Below are 14,927 nucleotides of genomic sequence, written 5' to 3'. Positions count from 1 at the left end.
CATAAATATGTATATAAAAGGGGAGAAATAAGATGAAAGAAAAAAAAGAAATGTTTCAAGAAATCGCTGAGGTGTTAAAGGTATTGGCGCATCCAGTTCGTCTATCTTTAGTAAAAATAATGCTTGCAAAAGGTCCTACTAATGTAACAACAATGTATGGGGATTTACAAATGCCTCAAAGTACAATTAGTCAACATTTATCTAAACTAAAAGCTGCTAAAATGGTTACAGGTACTCGGAAAGGATTAGAAATTTATTATGAGGTAACTGACAATCGCACAAAATCAATATTAGCATGTTTAGTTTAAATAATGACTTCTATTTCAAAATAAAAAACGCTATTCTTTTCTATGATTTTACAGAGAGAATAGCGTTTTTTATTTTTAAGGAGTATCTTTTTATATGCCTATAGAATGGAGTGAAAGGTTTATGGGTTTAAATGTACCTACTATTACCTTAGGTTCTAATGTGTCTAATAATGAAAAAATTCTCGGTTTAGGGGTGCTTCTTTATAGCTTACGTACAATTGAGATTAGAAAAAGTAGAGCGAGCGCTTAATGAGGCGGAAGTAGTGTTTATATGCGAAACTTTATAGAAATTTCATTTTTCTAATTGTATCTTTTTAGATTGATGGATGTGGGGTCACGTCCATCAATCTAAGAAAACAAGTTAGCTAAAAAATGATGAAAATAAACTTTATAGAAATAAAAAATATGAACGTAGAGGATTAAACAAAGTATATAGTGCTTTTTTAGTCATGTAATCTTTTAATTTGATGATCTTTTCCCCATTCAAACAGATCATTCATTATTTGCATTAAAGATTTTCCGTATTCACTTATGGTGTACTCAACCTTTGGTGGTACTTCTTGATATACGGTACGATAGATAATCCCATCAGCTTCAAGTTGCCGAAGTTGTTGTGTAAGAACCTTTTGTGTAATGTTTGGGATTTCTCGTTTAATTTCATTTGTTCGCATTTTTCCATCCGACAAAATACATAAAATATGAACTTTCCATTTTCCACCGATTACATCGAGTGTTGTTGCAATTGGGCAATTATCATTTTGATTCATATAACACCTCCAAAGGTACTTCAAGGTTCCTATAGTACCTGAAAGTACGTACTTTTCAATTATATGTAACTCATTCATACTAATACGTAAAGGATTGATTAATTTATAAAGGGGCTGGAAAATGATGAGAACACTTGTAATTGTAGCACACCCTCATATTGAAAAATCAAAAATTAATAAAAGATGGATAGAAGAACTTGAGAAACATTCAGATGAAATTACGGTGCATGAATTATATAAGGTGGCACCAAATTGGGAGTTTAATATTGAACAAGAGCAAAAGTTATTAGTAGAACATGACAGATATATATTTCAATTTCCGCTTTACTGGTACAGCTCACCACCATTATTAAAAAAATGGTTCGATGATGTATTAACATATGGATTTGCGTACGGATCACAAGGAGATAAAGTGAAGGGGAAAGAATTTGGTGTAGCTATTTCTATAGGTGGATTAGAAAAAGACTATGAAAATAGTGGGATTACAATGGATGAGTTGACGAAACCATTCCAAGCTACATGCCTATATACAGGTATGGAATTTATACCTTCCTTTTATTTATATGGTGCAGAATATAAACTAAGTGATGAAGAGATTGATAAAAGTGCACCTGAGTATGTGCAATATGTAATGAACAAGAAGTATTCTAATATATAATGAAAAATAGCCATTTACTTGTGAAGTAAATGGCTATTTTATATTCTTCTTATATTCACTAAGTGTAATCTTTAGTAAATTAATAGTTAATCTGGTAAAATAAAAAACCTAACATATATAAAGGGGAGTTTTACTTGAGAACGATGCGACAATTATTACAAAAGAGAGCAATGCAGTCACCAAATTTGGAAGCGCTTGTAGGAGGGAAGAAAAGATATTCGTTTCAGCAATATAATGAACGAGTAAATCAGCTTGCACATTATTTGTTACATAATGGTGTGCAAAGAGGAGATCGTATAGGAATACTATGCAAAAATAATCACCCATTTCCAAGCGTTATGATGGCAAGTTTAAAAATTGGAGCGGTATTTATTCCGCTAAATCATCAGCTTACTGTATATGAATTAGAAACAATTGTAAAAGAAGCGAAATTAAAAGTGTTAGTTATTGATGAAGAATTTAGTGAAGTGTTATTAAATGTTGATGCTGTTAAAGAAATTCCTTATGTAATTCAAACGACAAAAGAAGGTTTTGGTTCATTTGAATTAGAGCTGCAAAAACAGCCAACGACAGAACCGAACGTAGAAGTTCATGAAGAAGACGACGCCATTTACTTATTTACTTCAGGAACGACTGGACAGGCGAAAGCATGTGTAATTGGACATAAAAACTTACATCACTATTTTGCTGAAATTGCGGGACAAAGAGAAATCCCAGCAGGTGAACGCTTTTTATCTGTGCATCCATTGTTCCATATGAGTGGCGTGCTTTCTATTTTAAATTGTATTTATCATGGCGTTACGATGATTTTCTTAGCTGATTCGAATCCTGCTATTATTTGGGATAAGATTGAAGAAGAGAAAATTACTACGATGCTTGCGTTCCCTGCTGTTTATAGTTACATGCTTGATGAATTAAATAAAAAAGAACGTAATATTTCAACCTTTAAAGTGGCACAAAGCGGTGGTACAAAAGTGCCAGAAACACTCATTCAAAAATATATGGAAAAAGGAATCTATATGGTGCAAGGTTATGGTAGTACAGAAGGTTGGGTTGTAACCTCATGGCATCCAATGATGGGAAAAGAAAAGATGTCTTCTGTAGGAAAAACCTTGAAAAATGTAGAGGTGAAAATTGTTCATCCGGAAACAGGACATGAACTAACAACAAATGAAGTTGGAGAGATTCATGTGAAAAGTCCATACATGTTTAAAGGGTATTGGAATAATGAAAAGGCAACAAAGAAGGTAGTAAAAGATAACTGGTTTAACATGGGTGATGCTGGCATGATAGATGACGATGGATTCCTGCATATTATGGGAAGATATAAAGACGTTATTATACGCGGTGGTGACAATGTATATCCAGATCAAGTAGAAGATGTTATTCATGAAATACAAGGTGTTTTAGAAGTTGCAGTAGTTGGAGTTCTAGATGACTTTTGGGGAGAGGTTCCAAGAGCTTTCATTGTGAAGGATAGCGAAACAATATTAACAGAAGAAAGTATTACTCAGTATTGTAAACAGAAATTAGCCAGTTACAAAATACCAGAAGTGGTATTCATAGATGAGTTACCGAAAAACGCTTTAGGAAAAGTGTTGAAGAGGGAATTACGAGATGTAGTTCTTGTGAAATAGAAAATTATGAAACGATGGAGAACCCAGTTATGTATAAAGCATGACTGGGTTTTTATGTATCAAAAACATAATAATTTACTAGATTTTGTATTTTGTGTAAGATAATAAAGAATATTCAATTAATAATTTGAGGGATGAAATTAAATGAAGCTACCGTTATTAGAAGTAGAGACGGATAGACTCATTATCCGTCCATTTCAAAAAGATGATTACGAAAGTTGGTTAGATGGATTTAATAAGAGACTGCCATCGCAGTATAAATATGACGATGGCTATCAAGTTATGGCATCACGAACAAAAGAATGGTTCACGGAATGGATTAGAGGGTTTGATGAAGCAGCACATCGAGATGAGATGTATGTATTAGGTATTTTTCGTAAAGAAGATGGGGCTAATATTGGAAAGCTAGAGCTAATAAAAATTTTACGTATGGATTATCAGTGGGCAATGATGGGCTACTCTATTCATAATCAATATTGGAAAAATGGATATGGGGTAGAAAGTGTAAACGCTACGTTATCGTTATTTTTTAATAGCCTTAATTTTCATAGAATCGAATTACATATACATGTTGATAATGAGCCATCAGTGCGTCTTGCGGAAAGCGCAGGCTTTTCATTTGAATGCAAGAGAGAGGCATTTTCATTAGAGAATGGTAAGTGGATGGATTTTCTTATTTATTTTAAAAATAAGGAGATGAGTATATGAGAGTGGTTATTACAGGTGGAAATCGGGGATTAGGGTTACAGTTAGTAAAAGTATTTCATGAAAAGGGGCATATCGTTTATCCGTTAGTTAGAACTGAGGTTGCGGTAACGCAATTGAAGCAAATGTATAGTTGTAGATGTTTTCCTATATTGGCAGACTTATCGGTTGATGAGAGTACGGAGCAAATTGAGAAGCAGCTTGAGGAATATACAGAGCATGTTGATCTAGTTATAAATAACGCTGGCATTACTGGGAAGGAGACTGAGGTTTTACATACAAATTCAGAAGAGTTAACGGACTTATTTAATATTCATTGCTTAGGTGTAATTCGAGCTGTAAAAGGTACATATATGGCTTTAGCTAAATCGGATCATCCGAGAATCATAAATGTGTCCTCTCGGTTAGGTTCATTGCATAAAATGGCGAACAAAGAGTTTCCACAAGGTCAGTTCTCATATTCATATCGAATTGCTAAAGCTGCACAAAATATGTTAACGCTCTGTTTACAACAAGAGTTTGAGGATAAAGGAATTCATGTAACTGCTATTCACCCTGGAAAATTAAAGACTGACATTGGTGCTTTTGATGCGAATATGACTCCCGCTGAAGAAGCAAAAAATATATATGATTGGGTAATAGATTCAAACGAGGATGTTTCAGGCAAGTTTATTGAGCCAGGTGTAGGGGAATTAAAATGGTGATATACGATCTTGCAATCATTCAGAATCTGTTTGGCCCTTCTAAAAAAGTATTAAATGGCTTACCAAATGCAGTAACGATTGAAGAGATCGAAGAAGACGTTTTGTATAACGTACAAACATATAAAGAAAAGATAAGTAGATTTGAAGAGGTTTGTTTTAATTGGGAGTTAAAAAGAGCGAGTATTGTATTAAACAAGAGGTTTAGTAGTCATAACTCAAGTGTGAGAGTGTTACTTGATGCCGGTTTTTCTTTGTATGCCGCAAAGATAGAAGTATGTAGAGAATTGAACAATGTAGAAGAGCTTGAAAGACAATATACATATCGATCAATAGCAGAAGGAACGTTATCGGAAAAAGATTTTAAATATATTTGGGAACAATGTATGTCGGGTTCAGGGAATCAAACTTCAATTTTAACTATCGATGAACATTTTTATTCTGTACAAACAGAGTTAGGTAAGGGCTGGGAAAAGTCATGTATTGTTTTTTATGATAAAAATGAGCCGATTGGTATGTCCATACCGCATATAGAAACTGGAACAGAAAGTGAAGGGCGATTATTTTAATTTGGAGTAATGCCTTATTATCGCGGGAAAGGAATTGCTTCCCGGCTGCATCTTCAATCTTTACATATGTTAAAGGAAATAGGGGCTACTTATTACATCGGAAGCACACATACTTCAAATGAAAAGATGCAGAGAATATTTTGGAGAAATAATTGTTCGTTGAAAACGGAGATAGAGCTTTATTATAAAATTTTTAAAGAAGGTTAGGAGAAAAGAAAATGAAGACTATAAACGTATTTCATTATGACGCATTTACGAATAAACCGAGTATGGGTAATCCAGCAGGTATTGTATTAGAAGCAGATGGATTAACGGAAGAGGAAATGCAAATTATTGCTGAAAAAGTTGGATATAACGAAACAACTTTTGTTCTTTCCTCAGAAGTAGGAGATATAAGAATGCGCTATTTTACACCTGGTTTTGAAATGGATTTATGTGGTCATGGGACAGTAGGGACGATATATGCCTTGCGCGAAAAAGGTTTATTAGAAGAGAAAAGTAACCTTACGATTGAAACGAAGGCAGGGATTTTACCGATACAAATAGGTGTAAATGAAAATGGAGAAACCTTTATTAAAATGAGGCAGACAGCACCTCAGTTTAAAGATTTTGCAGGTTCAAAAGAAGAATTAGCTCATAGTATTGGTTTAGAAGTAAATGATTTAGATGTAAGTTTACCGATAGTATATGGAAGTACAGGAAACTGGACTGTAATTGTGCCGATTAAAAATCTAGATGCGTGTGAGAGAATGAAACCTAATAATGCTGCATTTCCATCGGTATTAAAAGAAATACCTAATGCTTCTATTCACCCAATTTGTCTAGAAACTTATGATGAACTAGCACAAATGCATGGCCGTCATTTCTCGTCAGCTTATGCTGGGACGATTGAAGATCCAGTGACAGGAACAGCTTCAGGTGTAATGGGAGCGTATTATGCGGAGTATTTAGAGAAAGATTTTGAACATGAATTGGGTTTAATCGTTGAGCAAGGACAGGAAATAAATAAAGATGGCCGTGTAACTGTTTATGTAACGAAAGGGATAGAAAACGAAAAGTTACAAATAGATATTGCTGGAACAGCGGTGTATGTGAAAGAGTTTGAAGTTTTAATATAAAAAAGAAAGCCCGGCATACATCCGGACTTTCATTATCTGTTCAACACTTCAATATACGAAGCATCTCCAGTTGTTCTTAAAGCAGAGCGAAAATTGTTATTTTCTAGCGTTTTAGCGACTTGTTGTAATTGCTGTGCATCATCATGATGGATAAGTAAGCTGTCAGCACCGCTTTCTTCTATATGAATATGTTCGACGTTTCCAATGGCATCATGTACAGCTTTTAAAAATTCAGGTTTCATGGTGTCCTCCTATATGTATGTAACGTTTTTATTTAGTATTTCCTTATTTTTGAAATATAAAAGTAAATGAAAGGAGAAATAAAATGAATATAAAGCAGTTTAACGAACATATAACATCACTATTTGGAGAGCATCTTCATAAATACGGCGATGATGAATATGGTTTTACTCATATAAGTAAAGATGAATTTCACAAAATCGGTTACACAACAAATTTAACGTTAGAAACTATTGAAGAAGCGTATAGAAATGGAGTCGATATGATAGTTACACATCATGCGCCGTGGAGTTTTTTATTTGGTATGGAAGAGGCTTGTATTGAGAAATTGAAGCAATATGAAATGAATCATTTTTGGATTCATTTGCCGTTAGATTTTGTAAAGTTTGGCACATGTACATCGTTATTTAACGGAATTGGGATAGATACAATACTGGAATATTCCACGTATGAGGAAGAAGAACTACCGGGAATAGGAGAATATAAAGAAGCGATTCCTTTTTCAAACTTAGTTGGAAAACTTGAAGAAAGAATGGAAGAGAAAGTGAAGAGCTGGAGAAATCACGATAAACCAGTAAAACGGATTGCGATTTTAACCGGTGCAGGAAACAATACAAATTTGATTGAACGTGCATTAGAAAAAGGGTGTGACACGTACATAACAGGTGAAAAAACATTATATACAGTGCAACATGCGAAATTTAAAGGGATTAATTTAATTGTAGGCAGTCATACGTTTACAGAAGTGTTTGGTGTAGAAAGTTTGGCTCATAAGTTAAAAGAAAGAGATAATTCAATAGAAATTACTAGATTAAATGAAGAACATTTGGAGTGAAGAAATTACATCGCATTACCATCAATGGAATGAACTATATGATGGAATATTGAAAGACGCAGTTGCAATGAAATAAAATTATCTTTTGTTATATTAAGATTTTTAGGAGGAATTCCCTTATGTTTGTCAAATAATAGTAAAGTTGTCTTTTGAATTAAGGGAATATTCGGAGTTAAAGGGTGAGAGAATGGATATTTCAATAATCACTGCACAACTAGTTAAGGAGAAAGTGATTTCACATTATCCAAATAGTGTAAAAGCATTAAACGGGGGTACGACAAGTACTATATATTTGTTAGATGAACAATACGTTGTAAAGTTGAATGAATCGGATGTCATACGTGAAGAAGCTTATTTTCTTCAGTTTTATAAAAAGGATGAATTATTTCCAAAGCTTTTTTATAAGGAACCTTTAAATCGCTATATTGTTTACTCATTCCTTGAGGGCACAACTTTTTGCAAACTAGGCCATAAACGGAGCGTTCTTTGTAAACTTGTAAAGGAAGTTATCAATAAGTATGAAGTAGCTACAGAGATTGATGGCTGGGGATGGAAAGAAAACCTAGTTCAATCTTGGAATGAATTTTTAACGACAAATGTGATGGAAGCTCATGAAAATGTAAGACGTTACATAAGTGAGGAAGCGTATAGAACGGTTTTTAAGTTAGCAAATAGTCCAAGTAGGGGGACTGGAATAAATCAGCCATTTTTATTGCATGGTGATCTTGGATTTCATAATTTTATATTTCAAGAGAATAAACTGCACGGTGTAATTGATCCTTTACCAGTGTTAGGAGATCCTATATATGATTTAATTTATGCGTTCTGTTCAACTCCGGAAGATTTAACAAAAGAAACGATTGGTTATGCGATGAAACAATGTGTATTTCATAAAAATGACCGTGATTTATATGAAGAGATAGTCATAGGATTATATTTGCGTATAGATACATGTTTACGGCACCACCCGAAAGATTTAGAAGATTATTTAGCAGCTTGGCGTTATTGGATGGGTGAGGTTGAGGTGACTTTATAGTACAAATATTTTTAGGGGAGATGGTGAGATGAATGTTGTAGAAGCGAAAAAGGATTTACTGTAATTCCATTATCGGTTACATTTGTCTATTTACTTACTTTTATAAGTTTATTAATTGAACATAAAAAAGCAGCTTAATAAAAATTTAGGGATAGGGGGAATTATGATGAAAAATTACGTTTGTACAACGTGTGGCGTGCAGTATGCAGCGAGTGTAGAAGAACCAGTGAGTTGTCATATTTGTGATGAAGAAAGGCAGTATGTGAATCCGAAAGGGCAGTCTTGGACGACTTTAGAAAATTTGCAAACAGATGATACATATAAAAATGAAATAATTAAAGAGGAAAATGGACTTTATAGTATTACGACAAAACCAGGATTTGCGATCGGTCAAACGGCATTTGTAGTGAAAACAGAGTCATATCGTTTACTGTGGGACTGTATTACGTATTTAGATGAAACGACAATTACGAAAATAAAAGAGCTTGGCGGATTAGATGCGATTGCATTGTCTCATCCTCATTATTATTCAACGCAAGTAGAATGGGCAGAGACATTTGATGTACCAATTTATATACATGAAGATGATAAAGAGTGGGTGATGCGTCCGAGTAGTCGTATTATTTATTGGTCTGGTGAGTCTTTACAATTAGCTGATGGATTAGTCATTCATCGTTTAGGGGGACATTTTAAAGGTGGATCTGTCTTACATTGGGAAGAAGGTAATGACGGAAAAGGAATTTTGTTAACAGGTGATATTATTCAAGTTGTAGCAGATGAGCGGTGGGTAAGCTTCATGTACAGCTATCCAAACTTAATTCCACTACCAGCGAGAAAAGTGGAAGAAATGGTGAATCGAGTGAAGCCGTTACAGTTTAATCGTTTATACAACGCTTTTCATCGAGTAGTAAAAGAAAATGCAAATGAGGCAGTTGAACGTTCTGCTGACAGATATATAAAAGCAATAGAAGGAAAGTTGTTTCATACGTAAAAGGAGAGTAGCTTAATGAAAACGTTAGTATGTTTTGGAGATAGTATTACAGCTGATGAAACATTTTTTGATGGAATGCCGAGATTAACACCACGTTTGCAAGAGATGTTTCCGAACTGGAAAGTAGTGAATGCAGGTGTTCCAGGTGATAATACATTCGATGCGTTAAATAGGATTGAAGAAGATGTAATATCATATAAACCAGATTTCGTAACAGTTTTTCTTGGTACGAATGATGCAGTTTCTTTTTCTCAAGTGTCATTACAAGCATATAAAGAAAACTTAGAGAAGATTGTGAACCAAGTTTCATCAGATAAAGTACTACTGATTAGTCCTGCACCAGTTGATGAAGAAAGACAGCGTAATAGAACAAATAGAGTGCTTAGTCAGTATGCAGACGTGGTGGAGAAAGTGGCGAGGGAAACAGGAAGTTATTTTCTAAACGTATTCGCTGAAATGATTCAAGAACGGGATTATAAAAGATTTGTAGAAAATGATGAAAAAGATGGATTACACTTTGGGCCAGAAGGTTATGAGTATGTAGCGAAGTTAATTGGTGAAAAGTTAAAAGGGATTTTATAAGGAGCAAAGCACTTAGTGCTTTGCTTTTTCGTATTTCTTTCGTAGTCCATAAACTTATTGATTGCTGTAATTTGGATAGATATTTGGCATTTTTATCCCGCATTAACTGCCCGTAAATGCCCGATTGGTGAGGGCTAATAATCAGTGGGGGATGAACAAAACCCCACTGATTAAAGTTTCACTTTATGTGGGTAAAAGGTTAGTGCTGTTTTAAAGTAATATAAATTTATTTTTAAAAATTTATATTTCGTAGTTGAAAATTAATAAAGGTGTAACTATAATAGTTACAGTAAGTTTGTTGTTTTGAGATGTACATATTGAATTACAAGAATGAAGGGAGTTTTTATGTAAATCAAAAAGTTATAAAATCTATTTATTTTTATAATAAGATAAAATGTTTTTAGTTCATACACATTATTAAATATGTTATTTCTAATAGAAAAATAGAGGTGGAAAAATGAAAAATTTTAAAGGTATGTTGATATCATCACTTGCAATTACAACTTTTGCTGGGATAGGTACGACATTTGTAACAAATACAGTATATGCTGCTAATGACGATTCTAGTAAAATACAAGTTCGTTCTAATAAGAGTATAAACACAACAACTGGTTCGAGATTGCCTGTATTATCAGTCAATCCTTATGATGAACCTAGATTTTCAAGACAGGGATATCTTGAAGAGGCACCTTTAGGAATTAATGCTCCTTATGCTTGGGGAATTAAAGGAGGAAATGGTCAGGGAGCAACTTTTGTAGATTTAGAAGAAGGCTGGTTATTAAATCATGAAGATTTAGTCGGTCAAAATATTGAATTTATGTCTGGAAAAATGAGTAATGATCTTTCTCACGGTACTTCAGTTCTAGGTGTTGTTTCTGCAGCTGACAATGGGATTGGGAACATAGGGATTGCACCAAAAGCAAAGGTAAAAGTAATTTCAGTAATCCGAGATAATGGGAGAATTGATGTAAGAGATGCTATTTTAAGTGCCGTAGATTCTTTACAGGCTGGAGATGTTTTATTAATAGAAGAATCCTTTAAATATGATGGATATGGAGATGACCCTTTACCAGTAGAAGTATACCCGAGTATATTTAATGCAATTCGCAAAGGTACAGATAAAGGCATTATTATTGTAGAAGCAGCTGGTAATGGTGGGATTGATTTAGATGAATTTAAAGACCGTAATGGTAAGCAGATTTTAAATCGAAATAGTCAAGACTTTAAAGATTCAGGAGCTATTATAGTGGGAGCATCTACTGCAAGAGTTCCTCATAAACGTTTAGCTTTCTCTAACTATGGTAGTAGAATTGATGTATATGGTTGGGGAGAGTATGTTGATACATTAGATACATATCAAAATCAAAATAGTAAAGGACAAAAAGTTACAGATCAGAACATAATTAATCGTTATACTTCTAATTTCCGTGGTACTTCTAGCGCTTCGCCTATAATTGCTGGGGCTGCTGTATCGATTCAAGGGATTGCTAAAGAACATTTAGGTAAGGCATATACACCAAAAGAATTGAGAGCAATTTTAAGTAATCCTAATACAGGCACAAAGACTAATAACCCATCATCTGATAAAATAGGGGTTTTACCAGATTTAAAAGCGATTTTGTCTAACCTTGGTTTTAATAGTGATTTGACTACCAATGATCCTATGGTATTTCCAGATAACGTAGAAAAAAATGAAGGAAAAGAAAATTCAACTTTCGTATTTCCAGGTGAAGAAACAAAAAGAACAGGGGATAAAAATTCAACTGTAACCTTCCCAGAAGAAGATTTAAAACAGGAGGAAAAAGAAGAGGGATTAATTGTTTTTCCTGATTAATAAAAAATACTACCTTCCATTTGGAGGTAGTATTTTTTATTTCGTGTGATTAACAAGAGTGCATGAAATTTGTATTTGTTTATCTTTCATAATGAACTTAACCACAAAATCGAATATTTGACTGTTAATTTACTTTTTCGTCTCAATCAATTACATGAATTAATCTAGAAATGCTTGCTGCAATGCTTTCAATCCATCACTGTAAATACCTTGAAACAGATTAATTGCCTCTTCATCACTAACCTCAACAGGAGTGAATGTACCAGACCACTCTACTAACGATGTGTTACTTTCAGTACCTTCTTTAACCTGGATTGTAGATAAATAATTAGTGACTGGGAACGGTGCATTCATGATTGAATACGTGTAGTAGCGCTCTTTATCATTGAATACTTCTAATCGTTCTATAATTGTATCGCCATCTGGGTTAGCTAGATGACGTACACGACCGCCTTCCGTTAATTTACTGCTAGGTATATAAGGTAACCAGTCTGGAAGGGAGTTGAAACCTCCGATTAATTGCCATACTTGTTCAGGTGAAGCAAAAATTTCCATAGATGTAGTAGTATGTGCCATATTCATTACGCTCCTTTTCATCACGGTATTTACGGGTAAATAATCAGTGGGGGATGCTCCCACTGATTAAAGTTATATTATTATTTTACGTTGATTGGTAGTGGTGCATTAGGTGCTACTAGTTTTTGTTCGCGCATTTCTTCCCAGAATGCTGCTGGAATTACTGTATTTAAGGCGTTTTGGTCTTCTACAATTCGTTCCGGTTTACTTGCACCAGGAACAACGGCAGCAACTGCTGGATTTGCTAGTGAAAATTGTAATGCAGCAGCTTTGATGCTGATGTCGTGACGATCTGCAAGAGCTTTCCTTTGCAATAATTTCTGGCGATGCTTTTTGATATTCGAAGTGAGCGCCTCCAGCAAGAATACCTGAGCTATATGGGCCACCAACAACAATATCCATATTATGCTTTACAGCTGCAGGCATTACTCGTTGCAATGCACGTTCGTGGTCTAATAATGAATAGCGACCAGCTAGTAAGGATATATTTGGTTTCGCTTCTTCTAAATCAAGCATAAGTTCAATTGATTCTACTTTGTTTACTCCAAGCCCCCAGCCCTTAATAACTCCTTCTTCACGTAAACGTGTTAGCGCACGGAATGCTCCTGTTCGAGCTGTTTCAAATTGTGAAATCCACTCATCACCATAAAAGTCTTGTGCTAAATCATGAATGAAAACAAAGTCTAGACGATCTGTTTTTAAACGTTTCAAACTTTGCTCGATAGAACGAAGTGTTGCGTCTGCGCTATAGTCATTGATCATTTTATTTTTGCGACCAAATTCGAAAAGTCCGCCTTTTTCACCTAAATCACGTGCAGATGGATCTTCTAGTTCATCTGAAATCGTTCGACCTACTTTGGTGCTTAAAAAGTAATCATCACGATTTCTTTTTGACAGTGCTTCACCAAGACGGATTTCCGCTAATCCAGATCCATAAAGTGGAGCTGTATCAAAGTAACGAACGCCATTCTCCCAAGCAGCATCCACTGTAGTGATTGCTTCTTCCTCTGGGATATTACGGTACATATTTCCTAGTGGTGCTGTACCAAACCCGATTTTTTCTTTTAGTAATTTACTCATTATAGATATCCTCCTAAAATGTATTTGAAAATTATTTATTCATTGTGAATGGATGTGAAAATGAAAACATGTCATTTCATCGTCTGACAAAATGTATGATAAAAATACTCACTTTAAAGTACAGGTACTAACAGGTAATTTCTAACACTGCATGACTCACTCAACTCTTACAAATGCTATTATGAAATGTATTTTACATAATGAAAAGTACGTACTTTAAAGTGATATAGATACTAAAAAGTAATACAGGTACTTTTTGGTGCCGTACTACTCATCTGCTGTTTACGTATGCTATTATGAAACATGTTTAACACAATAAAAAGTACGTACTTTAAGGTGCTATAGATACTTAAAAGTAATATTTAAATATTTTAGCTTATTTGTCTTATAAAATTATTAAAGGAGATTTTTATATGAAAACATACAATATTCCTGTAGAGGCAACTTTAGAGGTTATCGGTGGAAAGTGGAAAGTAGTTATCCTTTGTCATTTAAAGAAAGACAAAAAGAGAACGTGCGAATTAAAACAATTAATGTTTGGTATTACACAAAAGATGTTAACGCAACAATTACGTGAATTAGAAGAAGATGGTGTAATCGAGAGAAAAGTGTATAACCAAGTGCCACCAAAAGTAGAATACTCTTTAACTGATTACGGTCATTCTTTAGATTCTATACTCGATACTCTTTGTAACTGGGGAGAAAATCATCTTGAAAAGAATGGTAACACGTCTATGCTTATAACCGCAGCTGAATAAAGAAAGAAAAAACGAACGAGAATACGTTCGTTTTTTCTTTTTGTATAGAGGGAGATTTTTAAGCAGCATAATTACTTTTTTGTAATATAGGTACTTTTTTGTGCTGTAGGAACTAAAATGTGCCGTATAGAAAATTATTTATTTTTACGTAACAATAGATAAGGAATTTATAAAAAAGGAGAGGAGATCGCGTGAAACAATATAATATACCTATAGAAGCAACTTTAGAAATTATCGGTGGAAAGTGGAAGGTCGTCATTTTATGTCACTTAACGAAAGGGACGAAGAGAACGAGTGAGTTGCAACGTCTAATTCCTGAAATTTCTGTGAGAATGTTAACGCAGCAACTACGTGAGCTGGAAGAAGATGGTGTGATTACACGTGAAATTTACAAAGAAATTCCCCCTCGAGTAGAATACTCCCTAACCGATTATGGGTGGTCTTTACAAAATGTATTAAATCAATTAACCGCATGGGGAGAACGATGCATAGATAGAAAAAACACAGAAGTTAAGTGAAATCTCTATATGTA

General features: G+C 34.2%; 17 protein-coding genes and 3 pseudogenes. 16 read left to right on the top strand and 4 right to left on the bottom strand.

Translation table 11 applies throughout. The features are described 5' to 3' along the window. Nucleotides 1-32 precede the first annotated feature (32 nt). Both MR112_RS19370 and MR112_RS19365 read left to right on the top strand, forming a co-directional pair. On the top strand, nucleotides 33-308 hold the full coding sequence (locus MR112_RS19370) for an ArsR/SmtB family transcription factor (protein ID WP_000660066.1): 276 nt from the start codon (nucleotides 33-35) through the stop codon (nucleotides 306-308). A gap of 94 nt (nucleotides 309-402) precedes the next feature. After that, nucleotides 403-558, top strand: coding sequence for a hypothetical protein (locus tag MR112_RS19365; RefSeq protein WP_166669637.1), 156 nt, complete (start codon nucleotides 403-405; stop codon nucleotides 556-558). A 193-nt stretch (nucleotides 559-751) separates the two neighbouring features. Here MR112_RS19365 and MR112_RS19360 read toward each other — a convergent pair whose 3' ends face one another. Beyond that, nucleotides 752-1,075 carry a winged helix-turn-helix transcriptional regulator gene (locus tag MR112_RS19360; RefSeq protein ID WP_001072980.1) on the bottom strand — a complete coding sequence of 108 codons (324 nt, stop codon included), beginning with the start codon at nucleotides 1,073-1,075 and terminating at the stop codon, nucleotides 752-754. 124 nt (nucleotides 1,076-1,199) lie between these two features. Here MR112_RS19360 and MR112_RS19355 point away from each other — a divergent pair, with 124 nt between their 5' ends. The 6 genes and pseudogenes from MR112_RS19355 to MR112_RS19330 all read left to right on the top strand — a co-directional run bounded on the left by MR112_RS19355 (nucleotide 1,200) and on the right by MR112_RS19330 (nucleotide 6,463). Further along, nucleotides 1,200-1,733, top strand: coding sequence for an NAD(P)H-dependent oxidoreductase (locus MR112_RS19355; protein ID WP_002164479.1), 534 nt, complete (start codon nucleotides 1,200-1,202; stop codon nucleotides 1,731-1,733). 143 nt (nucleotides 1,734-1,876) lie between these two features. Then, on the top strand, nucleotides 1,877-3,370 hold the full coding sequence (locus MR112_RS19350) for a class I adenylate-forming enzyme family protein (protein WP_078186970.1): 1,494 nt from the start codon (nucleotides 1,877-1,879) through the stop codon (nucleotides 3,368-3,370). A gap of 144 nt (nucleotides 3,371-3,514) precedes the next feature. Next, entirely contained in the window at nucleotides 3,515-4,078 is a 564-nt protein-coding gene (locus tag MR112_RS19345) for a GNAT family N-acetyltransferase (RefSeq protein ID WP_078186965.1), read from the top strand. Continuing rightward, nucleotides 4,075-4,779: an SDR family NAD(P)-dependent oxidoreductase gene (locus MR112_RS19340; protein WP_242245218.1), complete on the top strand. Its 705-nt coding sequence runs from the start codon at nucleotides 4,075-4,077 to the stop codon at nucleotides 4,777-4,779. The genes MR112_RS19345 and MR112_RS19340 overlap by 4 nt, the downstream gene beginning before the upstream one ends. Next, nucleotides 4,776-5,552: pseudogene (locus tag MR112_RS19335) on the top strand (GNAT family N-acetyltransferase). The gene MR112_RS19340 and the pseudogene MR112_RS19335 overlap by 4 nt, the downstream one beginning before the upstream one ends. 11 nt (nucleotides 5,553-5,563) lie before the next feature. Continuing rightward, nucleotides 5,564-6,463: a PhzF family phenazine biosynthesis isomerase gene (locus MR112_RS19330; RefSeq protein WP_017673107.1), complete on the top strand. Its 900-nt coding sequence runs from the start codon at nucleotides 5,564-5,566 to the stop codon at nucleotides 6,461-6,463. 32 nt (nucleotides 6,464-6,495) lie between these two features. On the opposite strand, the gene MR112_RS19325 is transcribed toward MR112_RS19330, so the two are convergent. Then, the gene (locus MR112_RS19325) at nucleotides 6,496-6,705 is read right to left on the bottom strand and encodes a hypothetical protein (protein WP_000801653.1); all 210 of its coding nucleotides are present in this window, start codon (nucleotides 6,703-6,705) and stop codon (nucleotides 6,496-6,498) included. Between the two features lie 83 nt (nucleotides 6,706-6,788). On the opposite strand from MR112_RS19325, the gene MR112_RS19320 reads away from it, so the two are divergent. The 6 genes and pseudogenes from MR112_RS19320 to MR112_RS19300 all read left to right on the top strand — a co-directional run bounded on the left by MR112_RS19320 (nucleotide 6,789) and on the right by MR112_RS19300 (nucleotide 11,981). Beyond that, nucleotides 6,789-7,538 carry a Nif3-like dinuclear metal center hexameric protein gene (locus MR112_RS19320; RefSeq protein ID WP_078186962.1) on the top strand — a complete coding sequence of 250 codons (750 nt, stop codon included), beginning with the start codon at nucleotides 6,789-6,791 and terminating at the stop codon, nucleotides 7,536-7,538. Nucleotides 7,539-7,725: 187 nt separating this feature from the next. Next, nucleotides 7,726-8,574 carry an aminoglycoside phosphotransferase family protein gene (locus tag MR112_RS19315; protein WP_002026086.1) on the top strand — a complete coding sequence of 283 codons (849 nt, stop codon included), beginning with the start codon at nucleotides 7,726-7,728 and terminating at the stop codon, nucleotides 8,572-8,574. Between the two features lie 42 nt (nucleotides 8,575-8,616). Next, nucleotides 8,617-8,712: pseudogene (locus MR112_RS29070) on the top strand (DUF7010 family protein); the annotation flags it as partial. A gap of 25 nt (nucleotides 8,713-8,737) precedes the next feature. Next, nucleotides 8,738-9,565 (top strand): MBL fold metallo-hydrolase, encoded by an 828-nt coding sequence (locus tag MR112_RS19310; RefSeq protein WP_078186961.1) that lies wholly within the window; start codon nucleotides 8,738-8,740, stop codon nucleotides 9,563-9,565. 15 nt (nucleotides 9,566-9,580) lie between these two features. Then, a complete protein-coding gene (locus MR112_RS19305) occupies nucleotides 9,581-10,147 on the top strand; it encodes an SGNH/GDSL hydrolase family protein (protein WP_000855207.1) in 567 nt (188 codons plus the stop codon). 457 nt (nucleotides 10,148-10,604) lie between these two features. Beyond that, nucleotides 10,605-11,981 (top strand): S8 family peptidase, encoded by a 1,377-nt coding sequence (locus MR112_RS19300; RefSeq protein WP_000787684.1) that lies wholly within the window; start codon nucleotides 10,605-10,607, stop codon nucleotides 11,979-11,981. Nucleotides 11,982-12,140: 159 nt separating this feature from the next. Here the strand turns inward: MR112_RS19300 and MR112_RS19295 are convergent, their stop codons facing one another. Both MR112_RS19295 and MR112_RS19290 read right to left on the bottom strand, forming a co-directional pair. Beyond that, entirely contained in the window at nucleotides 12,141-12,557 is a 417-nt protein-coding gene (locus MR112_RS19295; protein ID WP_000951512.1) for an SRPBCC family protein, read from the bottom strand. Nucleotides 12,558-12,637: 80 nt separating this feature from the next. Beyond that, nucleotides 12,638-13,571: pseudogene (locus MR112_RS19290) on the bottom strand (aldo/keto reductase). Nucleotides 13,572-14,050: 479 nt separating this feature from the next. Here MR112_RS19290 and MR112_RS19285 point away from each other — a divergent pair. After that, the gene (locus MR112_RS19285; RefSeq protein WP_000860816.1) at nucleotides 14,051-14,395 is read left to right on the top strand and encodes a winged helix-turn-helix transcriptional regulator; all 345 of its coding nucleotides are present in this window, start codon (nucleotides 14,051-14,053) and stop codon (nucleotides 14,393-14,395) included. A 191-nt stretch (nucleotides 14,396-14,586) separates the two neighbouring features. Beyond that, nucleotides 14,587-14,913 carry a winged helix-turn-helix transcriptional regulator gene (locus MR112_RS19280; protein ID WP_000816339.1) on the top strand — a complete coding sequence of 109 codons (327 nt, stop codon included), beginning with the start codon at nucleotides 14,587-14,589 and terminating at the stop codon, nucleotides 14,911-14,913. The last annotated feature ends 14 nt before the right edge of the window (nucleotides 14,914-14,927 follow it).

Source organism: Bacillus cereus group sp. BfR-BA-01330, from assembly GCF_022663885.1.
Classification (GTDB): domain Bacteria; phylum Bacillota; class Bacilli; order Bacillales; family Bacillaceae_G; genus Bacillus_A; species Bacillus_A cereus.
The sequence above is the reverse complement of the archived record's forward strand: the minus strand, read 5'-3'. Positions and strand labels throughout refer to the sequence as shown.